This window comes from Parvibaculum sp., assembly GCF_030651915.1.
GTDB lineage: Bacteria > Pseudomonadota > Alphaproteobacteria > Parvibaculales > Parvibaculaceae > Parvibaculum.
In genome coordinates this window covers 61,149-73,472 of sequence record NZ_JAUSBV010000004.1, presented here as the reverse complement: position 1 = coordinate 73,472, position 12,324 = coordinate 61,149, and the positions used below count along the sequence as shown (strand labels likewise).

12 protein-coding genes are annotated in these 12,324 nt (G+C 64.8%); 8 read left to right on the top strand and 4 right to left on the bottom strand.

Annotated elements, in window-relative coordinates:
• Nucleotides 1–88: 88 nt before the first annotated feature.
• From Q7V31_RS04160 to Q7V31_RS04135, 6 genes are all read left to right on the top strand, one after another.
• Nucleotides 89–1,300 carry an amino acid ABC transporter substrate-binding protein gene (locus Q7V31_RS04160; protein WP_304732579.1) on the top strand — a complete coding sequence of 404 codons (1,212 nt, stop codon included), beginning with the start codon at nucleotides 89–91 and terminating at the stop codon, nucleotides 1,298–1,300.
• A gap of 16 nt (nucleotides 1,301–1,316) precedes the next feature.
• A complete protein-coding gene (locus Q7V31_RS04155) occupies nucleotides 1,317–2,219 on the top strand; it encodes a branched-chain amino acid ABC transporter permease (RefSeq protein ID WP_304732578.1) in 903 nt (300 codons plus the stop codon).
• Nucleotides 2,216–3,172, top strand: a complete 957-nt coding sequence (locus Q7V31_RS04150; RefSeq protein ID WP_304732577.1) for a branched-chain amino acid ABC transporter permease — start codon at nucleotides 2,216–2,218, stop codon at nucleotides 3,170–3,172. Before Q7V31_RS04155 ends, Q7V31_RS04150 begins: the two co-directional genes overlap by 4 nt.
• The gene (locus Q7V31_RS04145; RefSeq protein WP_304732576.1) at nucleotides 3,169–3,912 is read left to right on the top strand and encodes an ABC transporter ATP-binding protein; all 744 of its coding nucleotides are present in this window, start codon (nucleotides 3,169–3,171) and stop codon (nucleotides 3,910–3,912) included. Before Q7V31_RS04150 ends, Q7V31_RS04145 begins: the two co-directional genes overlap by 4 nt.
• Nucleotides 3,912–4,772, top strand: a complete 861-nt coding sequence (locus Q7V31_RS04140; protein WP_304732575.1) for an ABC transporter ATP-binding protein — start codon at nucleotides 3,912–3,914, stop codon at nucleotides 4,770–4,772. The genes Q7V31_RS04145 and Q7V31_RS04140 overlap by 1 nt, the downstream gene beginning before the upstream one ends.
• Nucleotides 4,773–4,915: 143 nt before the next feature.
• Nucleotides 4,916–5,362, top strand: a complete 447-nt coding sequence (locus Q7V31_RS04135; RefSeq protein WP_304732574.1) for a hypothetical protein — start codon at nucleotides 4,916–4,918, stop codon at nucleotides 5,360–5,362.
• 49 nt (nucleotides 5,363–5,411) lie between these two features.
• Here Q7V31_RS04135 and Q7V31_RS04130 read toward each other — a convergent pair whose 3' ends face one another.
• Entirely contained in the window at nucleotides 5,412–6,968 is a 1,557-nt protein-coding gene (locus tag Q7V31_RS04130; RefSeq protein ID WP_304732573.1) for an acyl-CoA carboxylase subunit beta, read from the bottom strand.
• A gap of 138 nt (nucleotides 6,969–7,106) precedes the next feature.
• Between Q7V31_RS04130 and Q7V31_RS04125 the strand changes: the two genes are divergently transcribed.
• Nucleotides 7,107–7,481 carry an SCP2 sterol-binding domain-containing protein gene (locus Q7V31_RS04125; protein ID WP_304732572.1) on the top strand — a complete coding sequence of 125 codons (375 nt, stop codon included), beginning with the start codon at nucleotides 7,107–7,109 and terminating at the stop codon, nucleotides 7,479–7,481.
• Nucleotides 7,478–8,425, top strand: a complete 948-nt coding sequence (locus Q7V31_RS04120; protein WP_304732571.1) for an alpha/beta fold hydrolase — start codon at nucleotides 7,478–7,480, stop codon at nucleotides 8,423–8,425. The genes Q7V31_RS04125 and Q7V31_RS04120 overlap by 4 nt, the downstream gene beginning before the upstream one ends.
• Here the strand turns inward: Q7V31_RS04120 and hisN are convergent.
• The 3 genes from hisN to typA form a co-directional block, all read right to left on the bottom strand.
• Nucleotides 8,422–9,231, bottom strand: coding sequence for a histidinol-phosphatase (gene hisN, locus Q7V31_RS04115; protein WP_304732570.1), 810 nt, complete (start codon nucleotides 9,229–9,231; stop codon nucleotides 8,422–8,424). The genes Q7V31_RS04120 and hisN overlap by 4 nt on opposite strands.
• A 47-nt stretch (nucleotides 9,232–9,278) precedes the next feature.
• Entirely contained in the window at nucleotides 9,279–10,283 is a 1,005-nt protein-coding gene (locus tag Q7V31_RS04110; RefSeq protein ID WP_304732569.1) for an amidohydrolase, read from the bottom strand.
• Between the two features lie 151 nt (nucleotides 10,284–10,434).
• A complete protein-coding gene (gene typA / locus Q7V31_RS04105; RefSeq protein ID WP_304732568.1) occupies nucleotides 10,435–12,291 on the bottom strand; it encodes a translational GTPase TypA in 1,857 nt (618 codons plus the stop codon).
• Between the last annotated feature and the right edge of the window lie 33 nt (nucleotides 12,292–12,324).

The window sequence follows — 12,324 nt, the reverse complement described above, 5'->3', positions numbered from 1 at the left end:
CCGGTGTTGTTTATTTGGGAATTTCACATGCGGGCGTCAAGACGGGTATAAGGGTCCCGGTTCGGTTGGTTCGCGGGGGGAGAGGGCGATGCGGAAGGGGCTGTTTTCCGGGATTTTTCTGGGTCTGACGTTGCTTGTGGCGCCCGCGGTGGCCGAAGAGCCCGGCGTCATCCGTCTCGGCGCTGCCGTTTCGCTTACGGGAAAATATTCGTCGAACGGCGCCTTCACCCGCAAGGGCTACGACCTCGCCGTCAACAAGATCAACGCGGCGGGCGGCGTCACCGTGGCCGGCAAGCCCTACCGGCTTGAAGTCATCTATTACGACGACGAGTCGACGCCGGCGCGCGGCGCGCAGCTTGTCGAGCGGCTGATCCAGCAGGACAAGGTGCAATATGTGCTCGGGCCCTATTCCTCGGGGCTGACGGAAGCCATCGCGCCGGTGACCGAGAAATACGGCATCCCGATGGTCGAGGCGAACGGCGCGGCCATATCGCTCTTCCGCAAGGGCTATCGCTACCTCTTCGCAGTGCTGTCGACCACCGACGAATATCTGCGCGGCGCCGTCGACATCGCGGCACGGCTCTCGGACGATCCGTCGAAGCTGCGCGTTGCGATGGCGTTCGAGAACGATCCCTTCTCACAGGATGTGCGCGAGGGTGTTCTGGCCGACATGAAGCGGCACGGCATGAAAGTGGTCGTCGACGACAAGCTGCCGCCGGAGCTTAACGACATGTCGGCGACGCTGTCGAAGGTCAAGGCGCTCCGACCTGACCTGATGCTGATTTCCGGTCACGACAAGGGCGCCTCGCTCGCCATCCGGCAGTTCGCCGATCAGCGCGTCAATGTGCCGATGCTGGCGCTGACGCATTGCGATTCGGCGCGCATCGCCGAAAATTTCGGGCTGGCGGCCGAATATGCGCTCTGCGCCGCGCAATGGGCTTCGACGCTGACCTATGCCGACGCGCTCTTCGGCAGCGCGTCGGACTATGCCCGCCTCTATGAGGAGACCTATGGCGAGGTCGCGCCCTATCAGGCGGCCGAATCGAGTGCCGCGGTGCAGGTCTATGCCGATGCTTTCGAACGTACGAAATCGCTCGATCCCGAAGATGTGCGCGATGCGCTGGCCGAAACGCGGATGATGACGTTCTACGGCAAGATCGAATTCGACGAGACCGGCAAGAACATCGCCAAGCCGACCGTGCTGTTCCAGGTGCAGGACGGCAAATATGTCGTCGTCTATCCGGAGGAGTTCGCCGAGGCGAAAATCCGCTGGCCGACGCCGCCCTGGTCCGAACGCTGAGAGCGGAAGAGGTCTCGTGCTCGACAATCTTGCGCTGCTTGTCCAGTTTCCGGCCGTCACCGTCGATGTTGTCGTCAACGGGTTGCTGATCGGTGCGATCTTCGCGCTCGCGGCCTATGGCATGGCACTCGTTTGGGGCGTGCTCAACATCGTCAATGTGGTGCAGGGCGAGCTTGTCGTGCTCGGCGGCTATGTGACCTTTCTGCTGGTGCAGGCCGGTATGCCGCCGCTCATCGGTGTGCCGGTGTCGGCGATCGTCATGTTCGGCGTGGGCTGGGTGCTCTACCGCGCCATTGTCTTTCGCGTCGTTGACAAGGACATCTTCATTTCGATCCTTGCGACCTTCGGTCTCGCCATCCTGATCCAGCAGCTTGCCAATCTCTCCTTCGGGGCCGATGTGCGCTCGGTCGATGCCGGGCTCGGCTCGCTGCATTTTCTCGACGGGATGGTGACGGTCGCCTGGGTCAAGATGATCGCCTTCGTGCTGGCGCTCGCCGCCGGCGCGTCGCTCTGGCTGTTCCTGCGCCATGCGCGGCTCGGGCAGGCGATCCGCGCCACGGCGCAAAATCCGCGCGCGGCACGCATCCTCGGCATCGACACGGGCCGCGTCTATGCGGCGACCTATGCGCTCAACGCGGCGCTGTGCGGCGCGGCCGGCAGTCTCGCGGTCATGGCCTGGACCATCCATCCCTATATGGGCCTGCCTTATACGGTCCGTTCTTTCATGGTCGTCGTCGTCGCCGGTGTCGGCAATGTCGGCGCGGTGGTTGCCGCCGGTCTCGGTCTCGGTGCGCTTGAAAATCTTGCCGGTTTCGTCCTCGGCACCGAATTCCAGATCGCCTTCGTCTTCGCGCTGATGGTTGCAATTCTTGTCTGGCGTCATTGGCGCGCCGCCCGGCGCCGGGAGCACCTCAAATGAACCGGCTTTCCGACTGGCACATCATGGGCGCGCTTGTCGTGCTTGGTCTCGGCCTGCCCTTCGTTGCACCGAGCCTGATCACGCAGCTCTCCTTTCTCTGGCTGATGGTCGTCTTTGCAATGACCTGGGACATGCTGGGCGGACGGATGGGCTACAATTCCTTCGGTAACATCGTCTTCTTCGGCATCGGCTGCTATGCGGCGGCCGTTGTGCAGCGCGATGCGGGGTTGCCTTATTTCGAGGCGCTGGCGCTTGGTCTGGCACTCGGTGCGGTGCTTGCCGTTGCAGCGGCGCTGCTGTTCGGCGCGGCGCTGCTCGGCATTCGCGGTCACTATTTTGCTATCGGCACGCTCGGCCTCGGTATCACGGCGGCCGAGATCGCCGCCGGCTGGGACTATGTCGGCGCCGGCTCCGGCATGGCGCTGCCGCTCTATCCCGGCGCGCTCGGGGCGCGCGAGTTCTTTTTCTGCTTCTCGCTGTTCGCCGTCGCCGTCGTCTGCTTCCTGTGTCTGCGCTGGCTCTATGGCACGCGTTTCGGCCTCGCGCTCAACGCCATTCGCGACGATCAGGACAAGGCCGATGCGATGGGCCTGCGCACGACCCGGATCAAGGTCTTCGCCTGGTGCATCTCGGCCTTCTTCCTGGCGATCTCGGGTGGGCTCGCGGCCAACATGATCGGCTTCATCGATCCGCGCGATGTTGCCTTTGCCGGCGCCACCTTCGGTGTCTGGATGGTGCTGATGGCGATACTCGGCGGCAAGGGCACGCTATGGGGGCCGGTGCTCGGCGCCATTGTTTTCCACGTCACGCAGGAACTTTTCTGGACCTATCTGCTCGGCTGGCAACGTGTCGCGCTCGGGCTTCTGATTGTCGTCATCGTCGTCTTCTTCCCGCAAGGCATCATGGGCTGGATCGCCGAGCGCCGCGCGGCGCGTGAAGGAGCCGCCCCATGACAGCGATGCTCGAAGTGCGCGATGTCACCAAGCGCTTTGGCGGCGTCGTCGCCAATGACCGCATTTCGCTCACGGTGAAACAAGGCGAGATCGCCGGGTTGATCGGCCCCAATGGTTCGGGCAAGACGACGCTGTTCGGCTGCATCACTGGAACGCTACCGGTCGATGGCGGCGAGGTTTATTTCGAAGGCCAGCCGATTTCGCATCTCCGCGCGGGCCCCATCGCGCGGCTCGGGTTGTTGCGCACCTGGCAGCAGACGCGCATCTATGGCGAGATGAGCTGCGCCGAGAACATGGCGATCAGCGCCCGCGAGGCGCATGGCGGCCTGCTGTCGCTGCTGAAGCCGGTGCCGGTTGCGACGCGCGTTCGCGCGAACGACCTGCTGGCTTTTGTCGGCCTGCATGAAAAGCGCGACGAGCGCGGGGGACGCCTGAGCTTCGGCCAGCAGAAGCTGCTCGAATTCGCGATGGCGCTGATGAACGAACCGAAGCTTCTTCTGCTCGACGAGCCGACCGCCGGCATCAATCCGACGCTGATCAATGGGCTGATCGACCGCTTGCGCCGCGCCAATGCCGAGTTGGGTGTGACGCTGCTTGTCATCGAACACAATATGCGCGTCATCATGAATCTCGCGCATCGTATCACCTGTCTGGCGCATGGCGAGGTGCTGGCCGAGGGCACGCCGGCCGAAATCCGCGACGATGCCCGCGTGCTCGACGCCTATCTCGGGGTGGCGTGATGGCGGAGAACGACAAGACGCTGGCGGGCGGTTACGGGCAGGGCGGCGTCGACACGGTGCTGTCGGTTGGCGATGTCGCGCGCGAGGCCGAAGCAATGGCGCGTGCCGTGCCGCGCGAGGAGATCCTTTCGCTGGTCGCGGGCGCGCCGTTGCTGACGCTCGAAGGCTTGCATGCCGGCTACGGCACCATGGAAATCCTGCACGGCATCGACCTCGCGGTCGGCAAAGGACAGAGCCTTTGTCTGGTCGGCCCCAATGGCGCCGGCAAGTCGACCGTGCTGCATTCGATTTTCGGCTTCACCAAAATCACCGCCGGCCGCATCGCCTCCGGTGCGCGCGACATCACGCGGCTCACGCCGAGCGAGAAGCTGAAAGACGCCGGCATCGCCTATATCCTGCAGGACAATTCGGTCTTTCCGGACATGACGGTCGAGGAAAACCTGCTGATGGGCGGTTATCTGCTGGCCGACCGCACGAAGGCGCAAGCGGCGGCCGAACGCGTGTTCGCGCATTACGACCGTCTCGCCAAGCGCCGCAACGAACGGGCGGGCGTTTTGTCGGGCGGCGAGCGGCGGTTGCTCGAAATCAGCCGCGCGCTGATCATGGACCCGCAGGTGCTGCTGGTGGATGAGCCCTCCATCGGTCTCGAACCGCGCATGATCGACATGGTGTTCGAGATTCTCGGCGAGTTGCAGCGCGGGCAGGGCAAGACCATCATCATGGTCGAGCAGAATGCCCGGCGCGGGCTCGATTTCTGCGATATCGGCTATGTGCTGGTCGCTGGCCGCGTCGCGCTTGCGGGCGAGGGCCGCCATCTTCTGGAGAATCCGGATGTCGGCCGCCTCTTCCTCGGCGGCTGAGCCGTTTTACAACGCGAAATTTCCGCGGAAAACCGTGTGCTTGGTTGAAATCGCCGTGGCAGTGCCGTTCATCTGCCGTTCAGGCGCGCCCGTTCATTCTTGTCTGCGTACGGGGTACGAACGGATTATGAAAGGACAGGGAGATGAGAAAAACTCTCGCTCTTGCCGGTCTCGCCGTCGCACTCGGTTTCGGCGCACCGGCCATGGCTCAGGCGGCGGTGACGTTGCCGGCCTCCGTCGCGCTGCAGGGCGATGCGACGCTGCATCTCGTAGGCGGCAACAAGCATCATCAGAGCTATCGCGGGCGCGGCGATCATCGCGGCTATCACGACGACGACCGTCACGACGGTCATGCGTATCATCACCGGCCGCCCAAAGTGGTTCATCGTCACCACCACAGGCCATGGTCCCACTGGCAGCCGCATGTGGTGCATACCTATCACTACCACTCGTTCGGCGCGCCGGTTTACTACCAGGCCCATCCGCAATATGGCGCCTACTATCATGTGCGCGCGCGCGACCGGAACAATGTGGCCCTTTGGCTCGGCATCAGCGCCATCACCGGCGCGATCCTCTTTTCGTCCTATTGATCGCCCGGCGACGGCAATGAAAAGGCCCCGTCACCGGGGCCTTTTTTCGTCAGGGTCGCATCGTCGTCAGATAAGGCCCGAGCGCCAGCGCGCGGCGCGGTTCCACCCAGTCGAGCCAATCGCAGAGCCTTGCCCGCGTCTCGCGCGGGTCGATCAGCTCATGCACCGAAAAGCCCTCGGCGCGCGGGAAGGGCGACTGGCCGGCGGCGAGTTTCGCTTCCAGTTCGGCGCGTAGCGCTTCGGGGTCTGCGGCCTCGGCGATCTGGCGCGCGAATGCGACCGCGACGCCGCCTTCGACCGGCAGCGCGCCGGTCGCGGCGCTCGGCCATGAGAGCACGAAGCCGTCGGGGCCGAAATGCGCCGCGCCGGCCACGCCGAAAACCTTGTGGACGATGATGCTGGCCCAGGGCACGCGGCTCTGCATCACCGCCGCAATCGCCGCGGTGCCGTGGCGGATGGTGGCGGCCTTTTCCGAAGCCGAGCCGATCATGAAGCCCGGCTCGTCGACGAAGGAAACGATCGGCAAATGGAAGGTGTTGCACATGTCGGCGAAGCGCCGAAGTTTCTGCGCCGCCGCCGCCGTCATCGCGCCGGCATAGAAATGGCAATCATTGGCGATCACGCCAACGCTCGCGCCGTTGAGCCGCGCCAGACCGGTGATCAGCGAAGGCCCGAAGCGCTTCGTCATTTCGAAGAAGCTTCCCTCGTCCATCACCGCCTTGACGATCTTGCGCATGTTGAACGGCTTGCGGCGATCCTTCGGCACGATCGAGAGCAGGCTTTCCTCGGCGCGGTCGCGCGGGTCGCTGCAATCCATGCGCGGCGGCAATTGCCAGACATTGTCGGGCAGATAGGCGAGGAAACGGGCGATCTCGGCCAGCGCTTCCTCTTCCGTCTTCGTTACATTGTCGATCACGCCCGAACGCGCATGCACGTCCGGGCCGCCCAGTTCTTCCTTGGTCAGATCCTCGTTGAGCGCGCGTGCGACCACCTTCGGCCCGGCGATCAGCACCTGCGCATTCTCGACCATCACCGAAAAATGCGAAGCGACGAGGCGGGCGGCCGGCATGCCGGCCACGGGGCCCAGCGCGGCGGCTGCCACCGGCACTTCGCCCAGCACCTGCGCAATCGAGCGGAAGCGCGGATTGGCGAAGACCGGCTCGCCCAGCGGCCGGGCATTGCCCTTGCCCGCCGAGCCGGCCACGCTGCCGCCGCCACCCTCATGCAGGCGGATCAGCGGTACCTTGTAGGTCAGCGCCAGTTCCTCGGCATAGACGCTTTTCCTGAGGCCCGCCGGATTGGGCGAGCCGCCTTTCAGCGTGAAATCCTCGCCGCCGATGACGACGCGGCGTCCGCCCACGGTTGCGAAGCCCAGCACATAGTTTGCCGGCTCGAAATCGACGAGGTTTCCCTCGGCGTCGAATTGGGGAACGCCGGCGCCTTCGCCGAGCTCGCGGAAGCTGTCGCCGTCGGCGAGGCCGGCGATCCGCTCGCGCAGCGTCAACCGGCCCTTGGCGTGCTGGCGGGCGACGGCCTCGGCGCCGCCCTGGCGTTTGGCCAGCGCCCGGCGGCGTCTGATTTCGTCGCTTTCCTTTTCCCAGCTCATGCGTCCCGCCGCCTTCCCGTTTGCGAAGCTCGCAAACCCTAATGTATATCGGCGGCACCGCCAAAATCGGCAATGCGCCGTTGTGCGGGCGGGCGCGGCCGGTGATAGGATGCGGCGGGGAAAGCGGATGGACGCGTGATGATCGAAACGACGAAATTGTCCGCCGGGCGTTTGGCGGAAGCCGCGGCCCAGGCGGTCGACGAGATCGAGGCCCTGTTGCGGGCCTCGCTGACCGGCGATGTGTCGCTCGGCGCGACGCTCAAATTTGTGCATCCGGGCGCCGATGCGCTGGTGATCGACGGTCGGAAGACGCCCAACGAGGTGCATCGCCGCGACGTCCCGGCCGATTGCACGGTGCATATCGATCCCGTGCTCAATCTCGACATCCTGCAGGGCCATGTCGACCAGAATGTCGCCTTCCGTCAGGGCCGGATCCGGATCGTCGGCGATCTTTCGGTGGTGACCCGGTTGCGGCCGATCATGGCGCGGCGGAGCGGCGCGGTGAACGAGTGAGCGCGCCGGTCGTTCTGATCCCGGAAAATCCGATGCCCGAAGGTGGGCAGGTGCGCTGGATGACGATGCCCGACGGTGCGCGGCTGCGCGTCTTCACCTGGGCAGGCGGCCACCGCGGCACCGTGTTCCTGTTCAACGGCCGCACCGAATTCGTCGAGAAATATTTCGAGGTCGTCGGTGAACTTCGCGCGCGCGGTTTCGCCGTCGTCTCGCTCGACTGGCGGGGCCAGGGCCTGTCGACACGCCTGCTTGCCGATCCGCGCAAGGGCCATATCGATGATTTCTCGACCTTCGACCGCGACCTCGCGCAAGTCATGGCCGAAGTCGCACCGGGTTTCCCGAAGCCCTGGTTTGCGCTGGCGCATTCGATGGGCGGCAACATCCTGATGCGCGCCGCGCATGACCATCCCGACTGGTTTGCGGGCGTCGTGCTGTCGGCGCCGATGCTGGGGCTGAATTTTCCGGGCAAGGCCATGGCGCTGGCGGTGCGCGGGCTTGCGGTCGGGCTCGACCGCCTCGGTCTCGGCGCGCGCTATCTGCCGGGCGGAACGCCGAAGGCCAATGACGAGACGCCCTTTGCCGAAAACATCCTGACCCATGACGAACGGCGCTATGCGCTGCTGCAGGCGCTGACCCGCGCGGAGCCGGGGCTTGGTCTCGGTTCGGCGACCGTCGGCTGGCTTCATGCCGCCTTCCGCTCCGTCGACACGGTCTCGGCGCCCGGCTGGCTTGCGGAAGTGGAAACCCCGGTCCTGATCTGTCTGGCCGCGCAGGACAGCCTGATCGACGGCGCAGCGTTGCGCCATGCAGCGGTCCACCTGCCGGGGGGCGAACTTGTCGAGATCGCCGGTGCGCGACACGAAATCCTGATTGAGATTGATGCCTGCCGCGCCGCCTTCTGGGGCGCATTCGACGCCTTCACCGGCAAGCTCGAAAAGAGCTAGGCGTTTGCCGCCGGCGACAGGATTTCGAGCGCCGCTGCGTGCAGTTCGGCGTTTGCGGCGGCCACAACCTGTCCGCCCTGTTGCGCATCGCCGCCCTTCCAGTCGGTCACGACGCCGCCGGCATTCTCGATGATCGGCATCAGCGCCTGGATGTCATAGGGCTGAAGCGAACTTTCGACCACGAGGTCGAGCGTGCCGGCCGCCAGCAGGCAATAGAAATAGCAATCGCCGCCGAAGCGCCGCAGCTTGACCTTCGAGGTCAGTTCGCGAAAGGCCGCTTTCTCGTCGTCGCGGCGGAACATGCCGGGATCGGTATTGCCGAGCAGCGCGTCCTCGAGCTTCGTGCAGGCGCTGGTCTTCAGCGGCGTTGTGCCCTGCGGGCCGATCAGGACGCTGCTGCCCGGACGGCCCAGAAACTTCTCGCCGATATAGGGCTGTTCCATCAACCCGATCACCGGCCGCGTGCCGTCATTGAGCGCGATCAGCGTTCCCCACAAGGGCACGCCCGCAATGAACGAGCGCGTGCCGTCGATCGGGTCGATCACCCAGGTCAGGCCGCTGGTGCCGTCATGATTGTCATGTTCCTCGCCCAGAACCCCGTGATCGGGATAGCGTTCGCCGATCAGGCGGCGGATTGCCGTCTCGGCGTCGCGGTCGGCCGCCGTGACGGGATCGAAGGCGAAGTTGCCGCGCTTGTTGTCCACGCTCAGGCCCGAGCGGAAATGCGGCAGCGTCACCCTGGCCGCCGCATCGCCCAGTTCGAGCGCGAAGGCGGCGAGTTCGTCGATTTGCTGCGGAGAAAGCATGAAGGGCCCCGGGTTGGAAGGCCCGCATCATGGAGCGGGCCTCGGCGCTAGTCCAGTCGGTAAACCCGTGCCGCCGTGTCATGGAACAGCCAGGTCTTCTCGGCGGCGCTCATGCCGCCGGCGATCTTCTTGAAGGCGTTCCACAAGACGCCGTAGGAGCAGGAAAGTTTGTCGACCGGGAAATTGCTTTCGAACATGCAACGTTCGGGACCGAAGACGTCGATCGAATGCAGATACCAGTCGCGTGTCGCGGCCACCAACTCGTCCGAGGTCGGCGGCTTGGTGCGCTTGTGCCAGCCAAAGCCGTTGACGGCCATGTTGATGCCACCGATCTTGGCGACGACATTCGGGCAGGCGGCCAGGTCCGCCACATCTTTCTTCCATTGCGCGAAAATTTCGGCGCGCTTGCCTTCATAGGGGCCGATGCCGATCGGTCCGCCGAAATGATCGAAGATGATCGTCGTTTCGGGATGCGCGCGGGCCAGTGCCGTCAGTTCCGGGATCTGGTGGTGATAGTGCCAGGCGTCGAAACTGAGGCCATATTTCTTCAGCCGCGCAAAACCTTCGCGAAACGTCTCGAGGCCGAGCAGCCCCTTGGGCGGCAGCGTGTGCGAGGCGCGCACATCGGGGCTCGGATCGAAGGCGGACGCATGGCGGATGCCGCGAAAGCGCTCGGGCGCGCGGGCGAGATGCGCTTCCAGCACGTCGTCCACCTTGCCGCCGAGCCGCAAATCGGCAAAGCCGACAATGCCGGCGCAGGCGCGCATCGGTCCATATTGCCCGCTCGCCGACTTGGCGGCGATGCCGTTGACATATTCGGTCTCGCCGACGGGCTTCAGGTTTTCCGGGCCCTCGGCGCGATACATCGCCTTGCATTCGACGAAAACCGTGGCGCGGATATTGTGGCCCTGGCCGGTGTCGGCCAACAGTTCATCGAGCTCGTAGCGCGAGCCCGGATGGTCCCAGAGATGATGGTGCGGGTCGATGATCGGCAGCGCAGGCTCGAGCGCCGCTTCCGTCACCTGCGCCAGCCATTCGGCGTTGCCTGCCATGATCGCCTCCCGTCATTTCTTTCGGGGAAGAGTGGCATTGGGGAGGGGGCGAGGCAAACGGGATGGTGCATCGCCGCTCAAACCAAACCGTCATGGCCCGTTTTAGGCGGGCCATGACGTATTTAATTCGAGAGTCTCAACTTTCCGCGCCTCACCCCGCCCGGGCGAACTTCTTGCGTTCGTTGGGGTCGAGCCAGCGCTTGCGCAGGCGGATCGACTTCGGGGTCACTTCCACCAGCTCGTCGGCCTCGATATAGGCGATTGCCTGTTCGAGCGTCAGCGGCCGCGGCGGCGTCAAGCGCACCGCCTCGTCCTTCGAGGTGGTGCGGATGTTGGTCAGCTGCTTGGCCTTCAGCGGATTGACGATCAGGTCGTCGGGGCGGGCGTTCTCGCCGATGATCATGCCCTCATAGACCTTGACGCCCGGCTGGACGAAGAGCGTACCGCGCTCCTCGATATACCAGAGCGCGTAAGGCACGGCGTCGCCGGCGCCGTTGGAGATCAGCACGCCGTTGCGCCGGCCTTCGATTTCGCCGCGATAGGGCTCATAGGCGTGGAACATGCGGTTCATCACGCCGGTGCCGCGCGTATCGGTCAGGAATTCGCCGTGATAGCCGATCAGCCCGCGCGACGGGCAATGGAAGATGATGCGGGTCTTGCCGGCGCCGGTCGGACGCATGTCGATCATCTCGCCCTTGCGGTTCGAGACCTTCTCGATCACGACGCCGGTATATTCGTCGTCGACGTCGATGGTCGCTTCCTCGATCGGCTCGAGGCGGCCGCCCTTGTCGTCCTCGCGATAAAGCACGCGCGGGCGCGAAATCGAAACCTCGAAGCCTTCGCGGCGCATGTTCTCGATCAGCACGCCAAGCTGCAATTCGCCGCGCCCGGCCACTTCGAAGGCGTCGCGGTTTTCGCTGTCCGACACGCGGATCGCGACATTGCTTTCGGCTTCCTTCATCAGCCGCTCGCGGATGACGCGCGACTGCACCTTGGTGCCTTCGCGGCCGGCCAGCGGGCTGTCATTGATCGAAACGGTGATCGACAGCGTCGGCGGATCGATCGGCAGCGCGTCGATGGCGTCGGTGACGACCGGATCGCAGATCGTATCGGCGACGGTGCCTTCCTGCAGACCGGCAATGGCGACGATGTCGCCGGCTTTCGCCTCGTCGACCGGAATGCGCTGGATGCCGCGGAACGCCATCACGCGGGTGATGCGGCCCTTTTCGACGGTTGCCGCTTCACCGCCCTTGGGCTTGCGCAACACCTGCACCGGCAGGTTCGGCTTCACGATGCCCTTTTCGATGCGGCCGGTCAGGATGCGGCCCAGATAAGGGTCGCTTTCGATGGTCGTCACCAGCATCGCAAAGGGTTCCTGCTGCGAACCGTCGGTCAGCGCAGCGGGAGCGTGGAAATGGGTCAGGACCTTGGCGAAGAGCGGCGCCATGCCGTGTTCCTTCGCGTCGGGCGCGTTGAGGTCTTCGGTCGCCCAGCCTTCCTTGGCGGAGGCGAAGATGGTCGGGAAGTCGAGCTGCTCGTCGGTCGCGCCCAGCGCGGCGAAAAGATCGAAGGCCTCGATATGCACTTCGTCGGCGCGCGCATCGGGGCGGTCGACCTTGTTGATCAGCACGATGGGGCGCAGGCCCAGCGCCAGCGCCTTCGAGGTCACGAACTTGGTCTGCGGCAGCGGGCCTTCGGCCGCGTCCACCAGCAGTACCACGCCGTCGACCATCGACAGGATGCGTTCCACCTCGCCGCCGAAATCGGCATGGCCCGGCGTGTCGATGATGTTGATGCGGGTGTGGACGCCATCCTGCTCCCAGTCGACGCTGGTGCATTTGGCGAGAATGGTGATGCCACGCTCTTTTTCGATGTCGTTTGAATCCATCACCCGCTCGGCAACCTGCTGGTTGTCGCGGAAGGTGCCGGACTGGCGAAGCAACTGATCGACCAGCGTCGTCTTCCCATGGTCAACATGGGCGATGATCGCGATATTCCGAATGGACATGTAACCGCCGGGTAAAAAGGCGGCCTGCCGCAC